Raw genomic sequence first — 15,314 nt, 5'->3', positions numbered from 1 at the left:
CCTCAGTCAACCCGTGCCGTTTATCGGACACATTTACAGGACGTCATCTCGTGGCCCAGAACGATTTCCTCTTCACTTCCGAGTCCGTTTCCGAAGGTCATCCCGACAAGGTCGCCGACCAGATCTCGGACGCCGTGCTCGACGCCATCTTCACGCAAGACCCGAACGCTCGCGTAGCCGCCGAGACGCTGTGCAATACCGGTCTCGTCGTGCTGGCAGGCGAGATCACCACCACTGCCAACGTCGACTACATCCAGGTCGCGCGCGACACGATCCGCCGCATCGGCTATGACAACACCGATTTCGGCATCGACTACAAGGGTTGCGCGGTGCTGGTCGCCTACGACAAGCAGTCGCCCGATATCGCCCAGGGCGTGGACCGCAGCGCCGAGGACTACCTGAACCAGGGCGCTGGCGACCAGGGCCTGATGTTCGGCTATGCCTGCGACGAAACCCCTGACCTGATGCCCGCTCCCATCTGGTACTCGCACCGCCTGGTGCAGCGCCAGAGCGAACTGCGCAAGGACGGCCGCCTGCCGTGGCTGCGTCCCGACGCGAAGTCGCAGGTCACCTTCCGCTACGTCGACGGCAAGCCCGTCGAGGTGGACACCGTGGTGCTGTCGACGCAGCACGCGCCGGAGATCTCGCAGTCCGACATCCATGACGCGGTCATCGAGCACATCATCCGCCCCAGCTTCCCCGAAGGCCTGATCACCGACAAGACGCGCTTCCTGGTCAATCCGACCGGCCGTTTCGTCATCGGCGGCCCGCAAGGCGATGCCGGCTTGACCGGCCGCAAGATCATCGTCGACACCTACGGCGGCGCATGCCCGCACGGTGGTGGCGCGTTCTCGGGCAAGGATCCCTCGAAGGTCGACCGTTCGGCTGCCTATGCCGCGCGCTATGTCGCCAAGAACGTGGTGGCAGCCGGCCTGGCGCGCCAGTGCCAGGTGCAGGTGAGCTACGCCATCGGCGTGGCCGAGCCCATCAACATCACGGTCTATACCGAAGGCACGGGCATCATTCCCGATGACCAGATCGCCAATCTCGTGCGCGAGCACTTCGATCTGCGCCCCAAGGGCATCGTCAACATGCTCGACCTGCTGCGCCCCATCTACACCAAGACGGCGGCCTATGGCCACTTCGGCCGCGCCGAGCCCGAGTTCACGTGGGAACACACGGACAAGGCCGAAGCGCTGAAGAAGTCGGTCTGAGTGTGATCGTCGAGGCGGGCCGTCGCTCCGGCCTGCCCTGATCGCCAGAGGCGCCCCGCGGGGCGCCTTTTTCATGCGCGCGGCGGGCAAGGCCGTGCGTGGCGCGATCTCCCGCATGTCGACATATCCAATCGTTCGTTGGGAGCGCATGGCGGCATCGCTAGGATGACAGTGCGGCCGTCCTGGCGATGGCCTTCATTCCCCGATAGCCTGGAGACAGTCACCATGAGCGCCCACGCCGACCTGCCCACCTTTGGCCTGGACATCCGCCCGCTAGCCGGCCGCATCGGCGGCGAGGTGCGTGGCCTGCGGCTGTCCGACGAATTGACCGACGAGGTCTTCGGCCGGGTCCGGCAGGCCTTGCTGCATTACAAGGTGCTGTTCTTCCGCGGCCAGTCGCATCTGGACGATGCCGCGCACCAGCGCGTGGGCGACCGCTTCGGCAGGACCGTGGCGCATCCCACGGTGCCGGCGCCCGCGGGCACGCGCATCTTCGAGCTGGATGCATCGCGCGGCGGCGGCCGGGCCGACTCCTGGCATACCGACGTGACGTTCGCCGAGGCCTTCCCGAAGTACGGCATCCTGCGTGCGGTGACCGTGCCTGCCTATGGCGGTGACACCATCTGGGCCAACACTGCCGCCGCGTATGCCCACCTGCCCGAGTCCCTGCAACGCCTGGCCGACGGCCTGTGGGCGGTGCACAGCAACGACTATGACTATGGCGCGAGCCGCACGGGCATCAGCGACGTCCGCTTGAAGCATCACAACGAGGTGTTCAAGGCCACCGTCTATGAAACCGAGCATCCGCTGGTGCACGTGCATCCGGAAAGCGGCGAGAGGGCCTTGCTGCTGGGGCACTTCGTGCGTCGCATCGTGGGCCTGCCCACCACCGAATCCAGCCGCCTGTTCGAGATCTTCCAACAGCGCGTGATCCGTCCCGAGAACACCGTGCGCTGGTCCTGGCAGAAGGACGACGTCGCCATCTGGGACAACCGGGCCACCCAGCATTTCGCCATCAACGACTATGGCGACCAGCCGCGCCTGGTTCGCCGGGTGACGGTCGAGGGCGAACCCGCCGTGGGCATCGATGGCCGCCGCAGCGTCGCGCGCCGCGGGCCTGGCGTGGACGCGCCCAGCCAGGCGCCTGCCGCGGTGCCGGTCGCAGCCTGACACGGCGGGGCGCGTCCTCGCCAGGCCCGTCGGTTCCATGTCGTGACGTACCCGCCATGGCCACCTGTACAGGCGTGCCTTGCGGGCGCGTGCATGCCTTTTCCTTTCCTTTCTTTCAGGTGATGGGTTCCATGGTTCGTTTTTCCTTTGTCCGTGCATGGGGCGTCGCACTGCTCGGTGCGAGCCTGATGCTGGGCGCCGCGTCCGCGATGGCCGACACGTCCCGCATCGCCGTGGCAGACCAGTTCGGCCTGGGCTCCTTGTTGTGGAACGTGGTCAAGGACCAGAAGTTGATCGAGAAGCACGGCAAGGCTGCCGGCGTCGATATCGCCGTGGAGTGGAAGCGCCTGTCGGGCGGCGCGGCGATGAACGAGGCCGTGCTGTCCGGCTCGATCGACGTGGGCACGGGAGGCGTGCCGCCCTTGCTGACCTTGTGGGACCGGACCCGCGGGCGGCAGGAGGTGAAGGCGATCTCGGCCATCGTCTCTACGCCGCACTACCTGGTCACCAATCAGCCGCGCATCCGCAGCCTGGATGATTTCTCCGATGCCGATCGCATCGCGGTGCCGGCGGTGAACGTCTCCATCCAGGCCCGCCTGTTGCAGATGGCGGCCGCCAAGCAGCATGGACAGGCCCAGTTCAATCGCTATGACGCCCTGACCGTGGCGCTGCCGCATGCCGACGCGACCAGCGTGCTGCTGGCGGGCGGCAACGCCGTCGTGGGCAGCTTTGCGGGCGAGCCCTTCACGACGCTGGCCTTGCGCAACCCGTCGGTGCACAAGGTCATCAGTTCCTACGAGATCCTGGGCGGCCCGCATACGGTCAACCTGATCTGGGCGACCAGCCGCTTCCGCGAGCGCGAGCCCAAGGCCTATCGCGCGGTGCTGGCGGCGCTGGCCGAGGCGCAGACATTCGTTCAGGCCGACCCGCAGGCGGCGGCCGATGTCTTCCTGCGCCAGGGCGACTCCAGCCTGCCGCGCGAGCAGGTGCTGGCCCTGATCCAGAATCCCGAGACCCGCTATACGCTGGTGCCCGAGAACACCTTCCCCTTTGCGCGGTTCATGCACCAGGTGGGCGCGATCAAGCACCTGCCTGCGTCCTGGAAGGACTACTTCTTCGAGGAGGCCTACGCCCTGGGCGGGAGCTGAGGCGGGCGGCCAATGGCCCGGTCAGGCATTCACGCACCCGCCGTAGGGACAGAAAATGGGGCCGCAAGGTCTGGTGCTAAGCTTGACGCGATGTGTGCAACACCCGACTCCCTCTTGCCGCCCCCTGCGGCGGCCCCGTCCGATGACAGGGACACCGCTGCCGCCAGCGGCGTCCCGCTCCACCGTATCGAGATCAAGACCGCGCGCGGCACGTTCGTCGCGACGGATTCCCCCTGCGTGGCGGTCTGCTCCACCCTCTATGACGACATCTGCCGGGGCTGCGGCCGCACGGCCATGGAAGTCGCCAATTGGGTCTTCATGAACGAAGCGGAAAAGCATGAGGTCTGGGTGCGCATCCGCGCCCAGGGTTATCCGCGCCGCAACAACCCCTAGCCCCTTGTCTTGGTCATGTCATGTGGTCGGTGCCTAATAGCCGCAACGTCACCCGACAGACCGCCTCATGCGTATCCTGCTCGTTACTGATGCTTGGCATCCCCAAGTCAGCGGTGTGGTCCGTACCTGGACCATTATGCAGAAGCTCCTGGTCTCCTGGGGCCATGAACTTGTCGTCATCAGCCCGCAAGGCGCACGCACCGTCAGGGCGCCGTCCGAAAAGGGCCTGCGGCTGGCCATCGATCCGGCCTCGCACCTGCGCCGCCAACTGGGCGATTTCGTGCCCGATGCCATGCACATCGCCACCGAAGGCCCGCTGGGCGTTGCCGCCCGCAGCCTGGCCATGAAGCGCGGCTGGCGCTACACCACCTCCTTCCACACGGTCTTCCCCGAATACCTGCGCATGCGCATGGGCATTCCGGCCGGCTGGACCTGGCGCTACATGCGCTGGTTCCACAAGCACTCCCAGCGCGTGCTGGTGCCGACGCACGCCATGCGCACGCTGCTGGCCTCGCACGGCCTGTGCAACATGCAGGTCTGGGCGCGCGGCGTCGACGCCCGGGCCTTCGCGCCCGATGACGGCATGGCCCTGGCCGGCCTGCCGCGCCCCATCCACCTGAGCGTGGGGCGCCTGGCCCGTGAAAAGAATCTCGACGCCTTCCTGTCCCTGGACCTGCCGGGCAGCAAGGTCGTGGTGGGCAGCGGTCCCGACGAGGCGCGGCTGCGCCGCCGCCATCCCGACGCCGTGTTCCTGGGCATGGTCCCGCATGACCGCCTGGCGCCGCTCTATTCGGCGGCCGATGTGTTCGTCTTCCCGAGCCTGACCGACACCTTCGGGCTGGTGATGCTGGAGGCCATGGCTTGCGGCACGCCGGTCGCGGCCTTGCCGGGCGAGGCGCCGCAGGCGGTGGTGGAAGAGGGCGTCACGGGTTGCCTGGATGCAGACCTGGCGCGCGCCTGCCATGCCGCGCTGTCCCTGGACCGTGTCACGGTGCGCGAACGCACGCTGGGCCGCACCTGGGAGACCATCGCGCTGGCGCTGCTGGGGGCGTTGACGCCGCTGCGCGCCGCGCAGGCGCAGGCCTTGCCGCAAGAGGCGGGCGCAGGTATACAATGCGGGCTTCCTGAGGAGCGTTGCGACGGGTCGCGCGTTGTCCGCTAGGGGGCGCATCCCTCCAGCCGGACCCCACCCGCCAGGCTCAGGAACTTCCTCTTTCCAGCCGCTTGCCCGTGCAAGCGGCTAGAACGGCGCTCGCCAACCCTGTCCGCGCAGGGAGGGCGAGGCCATTTCCACGGCAGCGCCCCGACGCGCGTGCAGGTTCTTCCGGAGCCATGCATGAATACCGTGACCGACAAGACCTTCACCGACTACATCATCGCCGACATCGCGTTGGCTGACTGGGGCCGCCGCGAGCTCGCGATCGCCGAAACCGAAATGCCCGGCCTGATGGCGACCCGCGAGGAATACGCCGCGTCGCAGCCCTTGAAGGGCGCGCGCATCGCCGGCAGCCTGCACATGACCATCCAGACCGGCGTGCTGATCGAGACGCTGCAGGCGCTGGGCGCCGAAGTGCGCTGGGCCTCGTGCAACATCTTCTCGACCCAGGACCATGCCGCCGCCGCCATCGCCGCCACGGGCACGCCCGTGTTCGCCGTCAAGGGCGAGACGCTGGAGGAGTACTGGCAGTACACCCACAACATCTTCGACTGGCCCGGTGAAGAACAGGCCAACATGATCCTGGACGACGGCGGCGACGCCACGCTGCTGCTGCACCTGGGCACCCGCGCCGAGTCGGACCTGTCGGTGCTGGACAAGCCGGGCAGCGAAGAAGAGCGCATCCTGTTCGCGTCGATCCGCGAGCGCCTGAAGCAGGATCCCAAGTGGTACTCGACCCGTCTGGCGCAAGTGCGCGGCGTGACCGAGGAAACCACCACCGGCGTGCACCGCCTGTACCAGATGTCGAAGAAGGGCGAGCTGGCCTTCGCCGCCATCAACGTGAACGACTCCGTCACCAAGTCCAAGTTCGACAACCTCTACGGTTGCCGCGAGTCGCTGGTTGACGGCATCAAGCGCGCCACCGACGTGATGGTGGCCGGCAAGATCGCCGTCGTGGCCGGCTACGGCGACGTGGGCAAGGGCTGCGCCCAGGCGCTGGTCGCGCTGCGCGCGCAAGTGTGGGTGACCGAGATCGACCCGATCTGCGCGCTGCAGGCCTCGATGGAAGGCTTCAAGGTCGTGACGATGGAAGAGGCTGCCGACAAGGCCGACATCTTCGTCACCACGACCGGCAACTTCAACGTGATCCGCCGTGAGCACATGGATCGCATGAAGGACCAGGCCATCGTCTGCAACATCGGTCACTTCGACAACGAAATCGACGTGGCGGGGATCGAAGACTGCCAGTGGGAGGAAATCAAGCCCCAGGTCGACCATGTGATCTTCCCCGACGGCAAGCGCATCATCCTGCTGGCCAAGGGGCGCCTGGTGAACCTGGGCTGCGCCACCGGCCACCCCTCGTTCGTGATGTCGGCGTCGTTCACCAACCAGACGATTGCCCAGATCGAGCTCTTCACGCGCGGCGACGCCTATGAGTCGGGCAAGGTCTTCATCCTGCCCAAGCATCTGGATGAGAAGGTTGCGCGCCTGCACCTGAAGAAGCTGGGCGTCCAGCTGACCGAACTCACGCCTGCCCAGGCGGCCTATATTGGTGTCTCGGCACAGGGTCCGTACAAACCCGATCACTATCGTTACTGATCGCGTTACGCCCGCCAGGCGGGCGCGCGTGTAAGCTCCTTCTAAGCCGTCCCCAGTTTTGGGGACGGTTCCTTCATCAACAGGAACAGGACTTTCGACATGTCGCTCATACTCGTCTGGCTCTTGAACGCCGTGGCCTTGCTGGCCGTTGCCTATCTGCTGCCCGGCATCACCGTGGCAAGCTTTGGTTCCGCGCTGATTGCCGCCCTGGTGCTTGGCCTGCTGAACATGCTGGTCAAGCCGGTGCTGGTCTTCCTGACGCTGCCCATCACCATCGTTACGCTCGGGCTCTTCCTGATCGTGCTCAACGCGCTGCTGTTCTGGTTCGCGGGCTCGATCCTCAAGGGCTTCCAGGTCGCGGGTTTCTGGTGGGCGTTGGCCGGCGCGGTGCTCTACAGCCTGATTTCGGGGCTCCTCTCGAGGTTGATCGTTTAATGTCCCTGGACACGGAAAAGGCTGCCATCAGCCTCGAGTTCTTTCCTCCGCGCGACCTCGCCGCGCAGGAGCGCCTGGTGCGCACGGCCAAGCAGCTGCTGGCCGTGCAGCCCCGGTATGTCAGCGTGACCTTTGGCGCGGGTGGTTCCACCCGCGACGGGACGTCGGGCACGGTGCGCACCTTGCGCAACCTGGGTTGCGACGCCGCGCCTCATCTGTCCTGCATTGGCGCATCGCGCGACGAATTGCGTCAGATCCTGCAAGGCTATCGCGACGAGGGCGTGCGCCGGGTCGTGGCCCTGCGTGGCGACTTGCCTTCCGGCATGGGGGGCGACGCCGGCGAATTGCGGTATGCGGCCGACCTGGTGGCGTTCATCCGCGCGGAGTTCGGCGATGCCTTCCACGTCGAAGTGGCGGCCTACCCGGAAATGCATCCGCAAGCCGAGAGCCCTTCCGCCGACCTGCGTCATTTCGCCGACAAGGTGGCCGCAGGCGCCGACAGCGCCATCACGCAGTATTTCTTCAATGCCGACGCGTACTTCGATTTCCTCGACCGTACACAGGCCCTGGGCGTGTCCGTGCCGATCGTGCCCGGCATCATGCCGATCACGAACAATACGCAGCTCACGCGCTTCTCGCAGATGTGCGGCGCGGAAATCCCGCGCTGGATCCGGCTGCGCCTGGCCGAGTTCGGCGACGACAAGGCGTCCCTGCGCGCCTTCGGTGTGGACGTGGTCAGCGAGCTGTGCCAGACCTTGCTGGACAACGGCGCGCCGGGCCTGCATTTCTATACCCTGAACAGTGCCGACGCGCCGCTGGCGATCTGGCGGCAACTGGGGCTGGAGCGTGCCGCGGCCTGATCAGCTTGCGGGTGTGCCGGCAGGGAGAGCGGCTTCGGCCGCTTTTTCTTTTTCCAGCGCGAATCGGGTGTGTGCAAAGACGCTGCCGATATCGGGCGCGTCGAGCAGCGCGAGCGACCACTGCTCGAGGTCTTGCAGCGATGCCCGTGCGATGCGTTGGCCGATTGCAGCGGGAACGGGACCAAAGCGGCAGGTCAGTTGGCGAGTGAGCAGTGTGCGGGTGGCGTCGTGTTTGCCTTCTTGGCGGCCTGCCTGTCTGCCTTCTTTTCTTCCTTCACGTCTTCCTTCTAGCATGCCCAGGCGCTTCCCTTCACGCCTTCCTTCCTGCATGCCCTCCCGCTTCCATTGGCGGGTCCAATCCTTGACCGTGTCTGCCAGCATGTCCCGGAACTCCTCGAGGTCGTCGATGGTGGAGAGCTTAAGGCTGGGAAAGCGTCCGGGCAGCAAAGCGTTCCTGAGCCATTCGACGAAGGCGCGGCGCAGGCTGGCATCGCCAGGAGAACGGGTGCAGCGGGCCAGGTCCGCCAGGATGTTCGTCATTTCGTTGGGATGACGGCTTTGCTCCAGCTGGAACAACAATGCGACGGGGTTGTCGATGTACGCGGCGCCAGTGCATGCCAGCTGCAACGGGTCCAGAAGGAGATACCGGAGTTGAGGCTGATAGGCTTGCAGGTCCGGGGGGCAGGCATCGGCAAGGTCCCGGTATTCCGTCCGCGCTCGCCATGCGCGCTGGCCGTTGTACAAGACCACGGCCAGCACGGGCGGCAGCCGGCCGTTCTGTGTCGAGGTTCTCGCATGCGCCTGCAGCAGCAGCGAGACATAACTCATCATGCGCAGCGCCATGTGGGGGTCGGGCCGGGATTGGAATTCCAGCAGCAGATGGATGTTGGCCGTTGCGTTTTGCGGGTGCCGGCGCAACGGAATGCGCCAGACGCGGTCGCTGTGCCGTTGCTCGCCGCGGTCCGAGAGATAGGAGGCGGGAAGCTGCGTCAGCGCGGTGGCATCGATGTGCGCGACCCATGCTTGCGGGACGAACCCGCGCAGCAGGGCCATCACCATCCGGGGATGGGAAAACAGCTGCTTGTAGTGGGTGTCGTGATGAGGCATGGCATCGGTGAGGCGTGAAACCTGCACCGTATTGCCCTTTGCCGGACTGTGCGCACCGGGCGCGCCGGAAATGTCCGCCCCGGTTTTCCCACCGAGGCCTTATTCCGCCTGAGCGCTCGGCTCGCCGTCGGCCAGCACCTGGATGTCGGTGAAGTCGGTGGGTTCGGCGTGATCGGGAATCATGCGTACCGGTTGATGCACGCGGCCGGCCGGCACCAGCGATTGCGGGTCGTGGGCCGAGCTCCAGACCGGATCGGGGATCTCCGCGAAGACCTGGCGCAGGCGCTCGCCCCAGGAGCTGCGGATCATGTGGAAGTATTCGTTGTGCTCGTCGATGTTGGCGAAGTGCGTCACGCGCAGCTTGTCCGCTTCGTAGACCAGCAGGTCCAGCGGCAGGCCGACCGAGATGTTCGAGCGCAGCGTGGAGTCCATGGAGATGAGCGCGCACTTGGCGGCCTCGTCCAGCGTGGAGTCCGGGCTCAGCGCGCGGTCCAGGATGGGCTTGCCATACTTGGCTTCGCCGATCTGGAAGTAGGGCGATTCGGCGTGGGCCTCGATGAAGTTGCCGGCCGAGTACACCTGGAACAGGCGGCAGCTTTCCTGGCCGATCTGGCCGCCGAAGATGATGGAGACGTTGAAGTCGATGCCCTGTTCCTTCAGGGCCGGCCCTTCGCGCAGGTGGATGGCGCGGATGGCCTCGCCGACGTGGCGCGCCGCATCGAACATGCTGGCGGCGTTCCAGATGGACTCGGCGCCTTCGCGCTCGTGCGCGGCCAGCAGATTGAGCACGGCCTGGCTGATGGCCAGGTTGCCTGCGGTCATCAGGACCATGACCCTGTCACCCGGCCGTTCGAAGACACTGAGCTTGCGATAGGTGCTGATCTGGTCGACACCGGCGTTGGTGCGTGAATCGGCCAGGAAAACCAGTCCGGCATTGAGCCGGGCCGCAACACAGTAGGTCATGGTAAGGCAGGGTCCGTAACGAGCAGGCTTCAGGCGGATGTCAGGTGCCGCCGACAAGCGCGCATCCAGCGCGCCCCGCCGATTGTATAGCGCCTGCCAGCCTGATCAAGCCTGGGTTGCGCCCTGCATGACCTGCACGTTCACCATCATGGATTCGACGCCGCCGCCATGGCGCACGCCCCGCACGGGCGAGGCCGAGTCATAGTCGCGCGCCACGGCCAGCCGGCAGTGGCATTCCGAGGCGTACTGGCGATTGGTGACGTCGATGCTGACCCAGCCGGTATCGGCCAGCCAGACATCGATCCAGGCGTGGCTGGCGGCGTGCTCGGCCGTGGTGTACAGGTAGCCGCTGACGTAGCGGACGGGCAGGCCGAGCCCGCGTGCGCAGGCCAGGAACAGGTGGGCGTGGTCCTGGCACACGCCGTGGCCCAGGCGCAACACTTCCGGGGCGGCGGTCGTGACGTCGGTCATGCCGGGCTCGTAGTGCACCCGGTCGCTGATGGCGGTGGCCAGCGCCAGGGCGTCTTCGGGCGCCCGGATGCCTTGCGGCAGGACCTCGCGGCAGAAGGCCATGACGGTCTCGTCGGGCCGCGTGAGCGGCGTGCTGACGCAATAGGCCTGCACCGGCAGGCGATCATCGTCGCGGCGCAACACGCCGCCGGGCAGCGACTCGACCTCGACCTGGCCGGTCACCCGCAATTCGATCTCGGTGTGCGGCTGGTTCAGCGTCAGGGTGTGCGTGATGTTGCCGTAGGCGTCGATGCTGGATTGCAGCGGCCCGGGCGCGTCGATGTGCCAGCGCAAGGCGTGCTGGTGATCCTCGGTGCGCGGCGTCAGCCGCAGGGTCTGGATGCTGTAGGTGGCCGGCTGCGTGTAGCGGTAGCGGGTCACATGGCGGATCAGGTGCTTCATGTCGTGGCTCCTTGCCGTCGCCATCAGGTGGAGAGCGGCACCAGGAAATCCTGGGCGATTCGGTTGCCGAGGTCGTTGATGCGCTTCAGGAAACGTTCCAGGTAGGTGTGCAGGCCTGCCTCCAGGATGTCCTCGATCCTGCCGTACTCCAATTCGGCGCGTAGCATGCCCGCCAGGCGCTCTGTTTCACTGGAACGTTCGTTGGAGATCTTGCCGAGGTCCTTGGACACGGAGCGCACCGAGGCCAGCAGCGAGCGCGGCATGTCGCCGCGCAGGATCAACAGCTCGGCCACGCGCGCCGGCGTGATGACGTCGCGGTAGACCTTGCGGTAGATCTCGAAACCCGAGACCGCGCCCAGGATGGCCGACCAGCGATAGAACTCGCCCACGGCAGGGTCGGCATCGTCGTTGCGCGCGCGCTCCGGAGACGGCGAGTGCGAGTGGAACTGCAATTGCGACTGGGTCGTGCGTTCGTGGAACTTCACGTCCAGCAGGCGCGCCGTGTTGTCGGCGCGTTCCAGGTGCATGCCCAGCCGCAGGAAGTACAGCGCGTCGTCCTCCAGCATGGTGCCGATGGTCACGCCGCGCGCCAGGTGCGAGCGCAGCTTCACCCATTCGAAGAACTCGCCCGCGTTGTGCTCCAGCAGGCCGCCGCGCAGGTGGCGCTGCATTTCCAGCCAGATGCCGTTGTAGGTTTCCCAGACTTCGGTGGTCAGGCTGCCGCGCACGGCGCGGGCATTCTCGCGCGCGGCGTGCAGGCAGGCATAGATGGAGGAAGGATTGTTCGGATCGTGCACCATGAAGTGCAGGATTTCCTGCGTGGTGCCCGAGGGATACGCTGCGTCGAAGCGGTTCTGCAGTTCGCTGATGCCCAGCACCGCGCGCCACGACGCGGCGCGCGTGGCGGGGTCCTGCGGCAGCAGGGACATGTGCAGGTTCACGTCCAGCATGCGCGCGGTGTTTTCCGCGCGCTCCATGTATCGGCACATCCAGAACAGATTGTCGGCGGTGCGGCTCAGCATCGTGTCTCTCCTCGTCCTCAGCGTTCCAGCACCCAGGTGTCCTTGGTCCCGCCGCCCTGGCTGCTGTTGACGACCAGCGAGCCTTCGCGCAGCGCGACGCGGCACAGGCCGCCGGGCACGGTGGTGATCTGCCGCGATCCGCAGACCACGTAGGGACGCAGGTCGACGTGGCGCGGCGCGATGCCGGACTCCACATAGGTGGGCACGGTCGAGAGCGCGAGCGTGGGCTGCGCGATGTAGTTGGCCGGGTTGGCGCGCACGCGCTCGCGGAAGGCGTCGATCTCGGCGCGGCTTGCGCCGGGGCCCACCAGCATGCCGTAGCCGCCGGCGCCATGGACTTCCTTCACGACCAGCTCGGCCATGTTCTCCAGCACGTAGGACAGTTCCTGCTGCAGGCCGCAGCGCCAGGTGGGCACGTTGGACAGGAGGGGCTCCTCGCCGAGATAGAAGCGGATCATGTCGGGCACGTAGAGATACGTCGACTTGTCGTCGGCGATGCCGGTGCCGATGGCGTTGGCCAGCGTGATGCGGCCGGCGCGATAGACCGACAGCAGGCCGGGCACGCCCAGCGCCGAGTCGGCGCGGAAGGAGAGCGGGTCCAGGTAGTCGTCGTCGACGCGTCGGTAGATCACGTCGACGCGCTTGGGACCTTGCGTGGTGCGCATGTAGACGGTGTCGCCGTCCACGAAGAGGTCGCGTCCTTCCACCAGTTCCACGCCCATCTGCTGGGCAAGGAAGGCGTGTTCGAAATAGGCCGAGTTGTACATGCCAGGCGTCAGCACGACCACCGTGGGTTCGTCGCCGCTGGGCGAGACGTCGCGCAGGTTTTCCAGCAGCAGGTCGGGATAGTGGGCGACCGGCGCGATCTTGTTGCTGCCGAAGGCCTCGGGCATCAGGCGCATGGAAACCTTGCGGTTCTCCAGCATGTAGGACACGCCCGACGGCACCCGCAGGTTGTCCTCCAGCACGTAGAACTCGCCCGCGCCAGCGCGCACGACGTCGATGCCGGCGATATGGCAATAGATGTCTTCGGGCACGTCCACGTCCTGCATCTCGGGACGGTACTGCGCGTTCATGAAGACCTGCTCGGCGGGGATCTTGCCCGCGCGCACGATCTCATGGTCGTGGTAGATGTCGCGCAGGAACATGTTGAGCGCGCGCACCCGCTGGCGCAGGCCCGCGTCCAGGCGCTCCCAGTCGTCGGCGGGGATGATGCGGGGAATCAGGTCGAAGGGGATCAGCCTTTCCGTGCCGGCTTCATCGCCCGCCACGGAGAAGGTGATGCCCACCCGGCGAAAGCTCAGGTCGGCCTCGACCCGCTTGGCGGTCATGACCGAAGAGGGCTGGGCGGACAGCCAGCGCGCGAAGTCCGCGTAATGCGGGCGGATATCGCTGTCGCTGTCGAACATCTCGTCGAAAGCCGGCGGTTTCAAGGTCATGCGGCGATTCCTGTGGCGGGCCGCCACTGGGGGCGGCCGCGGTGCTGAAGGGGCCCACTTGGCTCGGCATATGCAAGCAAGCAGCGTGCCATGCTGAAGGCGGCTTGCCAGCCTATGCGCGAATCCGGCGCGCAATTGTCACGGCGGCGTAACCGCGTGCCCTATTGTGTGGCGGGGTCTGTCGGCGCGTAAAGGGTGAGGTGCAGCATGGCACGGTGCATGCCACGGCGGGCGGCACCGCGCTGGTGCCCTCGGACTGCCGGCGTGCCTTGCCGTGGTGCGTGACGCGATGCGCAAAAAACGGAGCGTTTGCGCCACCCGTCGTAGCATCCGCACGCAAATTACCCGGGTGTTGTCACACTCGGCCACGCGGTCAGCTGGCCTGCCGGGCGGCAAGCAGGAAAACCCGGGCGTCCCGGACCTGGCCATCCTGCAGGGTCAGGCACAGGTGGCTGATGCCGCGCTTGGCCGGGCCGCCGTTGGCGTGCCCGTCCAGCCGGGCGGGCCAGGCGAGCGCCGCCAGGGCGGCTGCCTCGGTGGCCAGGCCGCGCTCGCGCAAGGCGTCCAGCATCAGGCGCCAGCGTGCGGCGGGATCGGGATTGCCGCGGCTGACCAGCAGCTCCAGGCCCCAGCGGGGACGAGGGCCTTGCGCATCGATATCGAAGGTGGCGACGCAGCGGTCGGCGAGGCTGGCCAGCGCGTGGGCCGTGTCGCCCAGCCGCTGGTGGGGAGGGCATCCCAGTGGCAGGTGCGAGACGTAGCAGCGTATCGGCTGGCCGGGGCGGCGGTCCAGCCAGCCGATGTTGTCCAGCGTGGCCTCGGGCGGGAAAGCCACCAGGCAGGCCTGCGCGCGCGCCACGGTGTCCGGCGGCACGCCCAGCGCATGCAGGGCCTCGGCCACGCGCGGGGTGTCGGCGGCATGCACGCCGGGCGGCACCAGCGGCAGGGGCACGCTGGCATCGCCGGCGTCGTTGCGGGTGTAACGCAGATAGGCGTGGCTCAGTCCGCCGGGCAGGCCCGCGGCCGCCATTTCGGTCTCGCCGCGCAGGGCCAGGTACAGGTGCGCGCGCAGGCCGGGGGTCAGGCCGCACTCCAGCGCGAATGCGGCGGCGGGCGGCGTGTCGGACGAGGCGGCCAGCCGGTCGAAGGCGCCGCGTGCCACGGCGTCGAGGAGCACCTCGGGAACGTCGGGCCCGTGGGCGCGCCACAACGCATGGAAAGCGCCTTCGCGCGGCGTCGTCATGGGACTCAGCGTGGCGCCGGGGCGGCCGGGAGCCAGCCGGCGGGCGTCAGGATGGCGTCGAGCCGGACATCGTGCGGCGCGGCCTGATAGTCGGGATCGTCGATGCGTCCTTCGGTCCAGGCGATGCCGATGGTGACGGGCGAGGGGCCGGACTCGCGCAGGGCGGCCAGCGTGCGGTCGTAATAGCCGCCGCCGTAGCCCAGGCGGTCGGCCTGGCGGGTGTAGCCCAGCGTGGGCACCAGCACGACATCGGGGCGCTCCGGCGTGCCCAGCGGCGGCACCGGGATGCCATAGGCGCCCGGGCGCATCGGCGTGTCGGGCGTCCAGCGATGGAAGCGCAGCGGCGCGCGCGTTTCTTCGATGACGGGCAGCAGCACGGTCATGCCGGCGTCGGCCCACTGGCTCAGCAAGGGGCGCAGGTCGGGCTCGTCTTCCATGGGCCAGAACGCGGCGACCGAGCGGGGCGCCTGGCGGCCTTCCGAGACGGCGGTATCGCGGTTCACGCCCAGCCAGGTGAAGAGCCGTCCGCGCATCAGCAGCGCGCCGCGGCGGCGCTCGTCGGCGGGCACATTCGCGCGTGCCTCGCGCAATCGCTTGCGCAGCGCGACTGCGTTATCCTGTGCGCTGTTTTGAGTGTTCATGCGGGCTGACAC

At 67.2% G+C, this 15,314-nt stretch carries 15 protein-coding genes and 1 riboswitch; of the genes, 8 read left to right on the top strand and 7 right to left on the bottom strand.

From position 1 onward, the window contains the following. Nucleotides 1–50 precede the first annotated feature (50 nt). The 8 genes from metK (at nt 51) to metF (ending at nt 7,975) form a co-directional block, all read left to right on the top strand. Nucleotides 51–1,214, top strand: a complete 1,164-nt coding sequence (metK, locus tag ODI_RS21505) for a methionine adenosyltransferase (protein WP_067757567.1) — start codon at nt 51–53, stop codon at nt 1,212–1,214. Nucleotides 1,215–1,439: 225 nt separating this feature from the next. Beyond that, nucleotides 1,440–2,384 (top strand): TauD/TfdA dioxygenase family protein, encoded by a 945-nt coding sequence (locus tag ODI_RS21500; protein ID WP_067757564.1) that lies wholly within the window; start codon nt 1,440–1,442, stop codon nt 2,382–2,384. A 131-nt stretch (nt 2,385–2,515) separates the two neighbouring features. Then, nucleotides 2,516–3,532, top strand: coding sequence for an ABC transporter substrate-binding protein (locus ODI_RS21495; protein ID WP_067757837.1), 1,017 nt, complete (start codon nt 2,516–2,518; stop codon nt 3,530–3,532). A 186-nt stretch (nt 3,533–3,718) separates the two neighbouring features. Then, nucleotides 3,719–3,925 (top strand): DUF1289 domain-containing protein, encoded by a 207-nt coding sequence (locus tag ODI_RS21490; protein ID WP_067757835.1) that lies wholly within the window; start codon nt 3,719–3,721, stop codon nt 3,923–3,925. A 67-nt stretch (nt 3,926–3,992) separates the two neighbouring features. After that, nucleotides 3,993–5,087 carry a glycosyltransferase family 4 protein gene (locus tag ODI_RS21485; RefSeq protein WP_157929802.1) on the top strand — a complete coding sequence of 365 codons (1,095 nt, stop codon included), beginning with the start codon at nt 3,993–3,995 and terminating at the stop codon, nt 5,085–5,087. Then, nucleotides 5,046–5,186, top strand: a riboswitch (S-adenosyl-L-homocysteine riboswitch). It overlaps the preceding gene by 42 nt. A gap of 75 nt (nt 5,187–5,261) precedes the next feature. Further along, the gene (gene ahcY, locus ODI_RS21480; protein WP_067757561.1) at nt 5,262–6,680 is read left to right on the top strand and encodes an adenosylhomocysteinase; all 1,419 of its coding nucleotides are present in this window, start codon (nt 5,262–5,264) and stop codon (nt 6,678–6,680) included. Between the two features lie 99 nt (nt 6,681–6,779). Then, nucleotides 6,780–7,115, top strand: coding sequence for a phage holin family protein (locus ODI_RS21475; protein WP_067757559.1), 336 nt, complete (start codon nt 6,780–6,782; stop codon nt 7,113–7,115). Next, nucleotides 7,115–7,975, top strand: coding sequence for a methylenetetrahydrofolate reductase [NAD(P)H] (gene metF / locus ODI_RS21470; RefSeq protein WP_067757556.1), 861 nt, complete (start codon nt 7,115–7,117; stop codon nt 7,973–7,975). Before ODI_RS21475 ends, metF begins: the two co-directional genes overlap by 1 nt. Here metF and ODI_RS21465 read toward each other — a convergent pair whose 3' ends face one another. From ODI_RS21465 to ODI_RS21435, 7 genes are all read right to left on the bottom strand, one after another. After that, entirely contained in the window at nt 7,976–9,109 is a 1,134-nt protein-coding gene (locus ODI_RS21465; protein ID WP_157929801.1) for an Rpn family recombination-promoting nuclease/putative transposase, read from the bottom strand. It lies immediately after the preceding gene. A gap of 72 nt (nt 9,110–9,181) precedes the next feature. Then, the gene (locus ODI_RS21460) at nt 9,182–10,045 is read right to left on the bottom strand and encodes a proteasome-type protease (protein WP_067757551.1); all 864 of its coding nucleotides are present in this window, start codon (nt 10,043–10,045) and stop codon (nt 9,182–9,184) included. 105 nt (nt 10,046–10,150) lie between these two features. Next, nucleotides 10,151–10,957 (bottom strand): transglutaminase family protein, encoded by an 807-nt coding sequence (locus tag ODI_RS21455; protein WP_067757548.1) that lies wholly within the window; start codon nt 10,955–10,957, stop codon nt 10,151–10,153. A 23-nt stretch (nt 10,958–10,980) separates the two neighbouring features. After that, nucleotides 10,981–11,979: an alpha-E domain-containing protein gene (locus ODI_RS21450; RefSeq protein WP_067757545.1), complete on the bottom strand. Its 999-nt coding sequence runs from the start codon at nt 11,977–11,979 to the stop codon at nt 10,981–10,983. Nucleotides 11,980–11,996: 17 nt separating this feature from the next. Continuing rightward, on the bottom strand, nt 11,997–13,418 hold the full coding sequence (locus tag ODI_RS21445) for a circularly permuted type 2 ATP-grasp protein (RefSeq protein ID WP_067757543.1): 1,422 nt from the start codon (nt 13,416–13,418) through the stop codon (nt 11,997–11,999). A 373-nt stretch (nt 13,419–13,791) separates the two neighbouring features. Continuing rightward, a complete protein-coding gene (locus tag ODI_RS21440; RefSeq protein WP_067757540.1) occupies nt 13,792–14,661 on the bottom strand; it encodes a hypothetical protein in 870 nt (289 codons plus the stop codon). 5 nt (nt 14,662–14,666) lie between these two features. Further along, nucleotides 14,667–15,302: a 5-formyltetrahydrofolate cyclo-ligase gene (locus ODI_RS21435; protein WP_067757537.1), complete on the bottom strand. Its 636-nt coding sequence runs from the start codon at nt 15,300–15,302 to the stop codon at nt 14,667–14,669. Nucleotides 15,303–15,314 lie beyond the last annotated feature (12 nt).

It is taken from the genome of Orrella dioscoreae, from assembly GCF_900089455.2.
GTDB classification, from domain to species: Bacteria; Pseudomonadota; Gammaproteobacteria; order Burkholderiales; family Burkholderiaceae_B; genus Orrella; species Orrella dioscoreae.
This window is presented reverse-complemented; position numbering and strand designations above follow the sequence as displayed.

Excerpts from the sequence above, each read along its gene's own strand:
- ODI_RS21500 (WP_067757564.1), top strand. The coding sequence starts at position 1,440 with ATGAGCGCCCACGCCGACCTGCCCACCTTTGGCCTGGACATCCGCCCG.
- ODI_RS21495 (WP_067757837.1), top strand. The coding sequence starts at position 2,516 with ATGGTTCGTTTTTCCTTTGTCCGTGCATGGGGCGTCGCACTGCTCGGT.
- ODI_RS21485 (WP_157929802.1), top strand. The coding sequence starts at position 3,993 with ATGCGTATCCTGCTCGTTACTGATGCTTGGCATCCCCAAGTCAGCGGT.
- ahcY (WP_067757561.1), top strand. The coding sequence starts at position 5,262 with ATGAATACCGTGACCGACAAGACCTTCACCGACTACATCATCGCCGAC.
- ODI_RS21475 (WP_067757559.1), top strand. The coding sequence starts at position 6,780 with ATGTCGCTCATACTCGTCTGGCTCTTGAACGCCGTGGCCTTGCTGGCC.
- metF (WP_067757556.1), top strand. The coding sequence starts at position 7,115 with ATGTCCCTGGACACGGAAAAGGCTGCCATCAGCCTCGAGTTCTTTCCT.
- ODI_RS21460 (WP_067757551.1), bottom strand. The coding sequence starts at position 10,045 with ATGACCTACTGTGTTGCGGCCCGGCTCAATGCCGGACTGGTTTTCCTG.
- ODI_RS21455 (WP_067757548.1), bottom strand. The coding sequence starts at position 10,957 with ATGAAGCACCTGATCCGCCATGTGACCCGCTACCGCTACACGCAGCCG.
- ODI_RS21450 (WP_067757545.1), bottom strand. The coding sequence starts at position 11,979 with ATGCTGAGCCGCACCGCCGACAATCTGTTCTGGATGTGCCGATACATG.
- ODI_RS21445 (WP_067757543.1), bottom strand. The coding sequence starts at position 13,418 with ATGACCTTGAAACCGCCGGCTTTCGACGAGATGTTCGACAGCGACAGC.
- ODI_RS21440 (WP_067757540.1), bottom strand. The coding sequence starts at position 14,661 with ATGACGACGCCGCGCGAAGGCGCTTTCCATGCGTTGTGGCGCGCCCAC.
- ODI_RS21435 (WP_067757537.1), bottom strand. The coding sequence starts at position 15,302 with ATGAACACTCAAAACAGCGCACAGGATAACGCAGTCGCGCTGCGCAAG.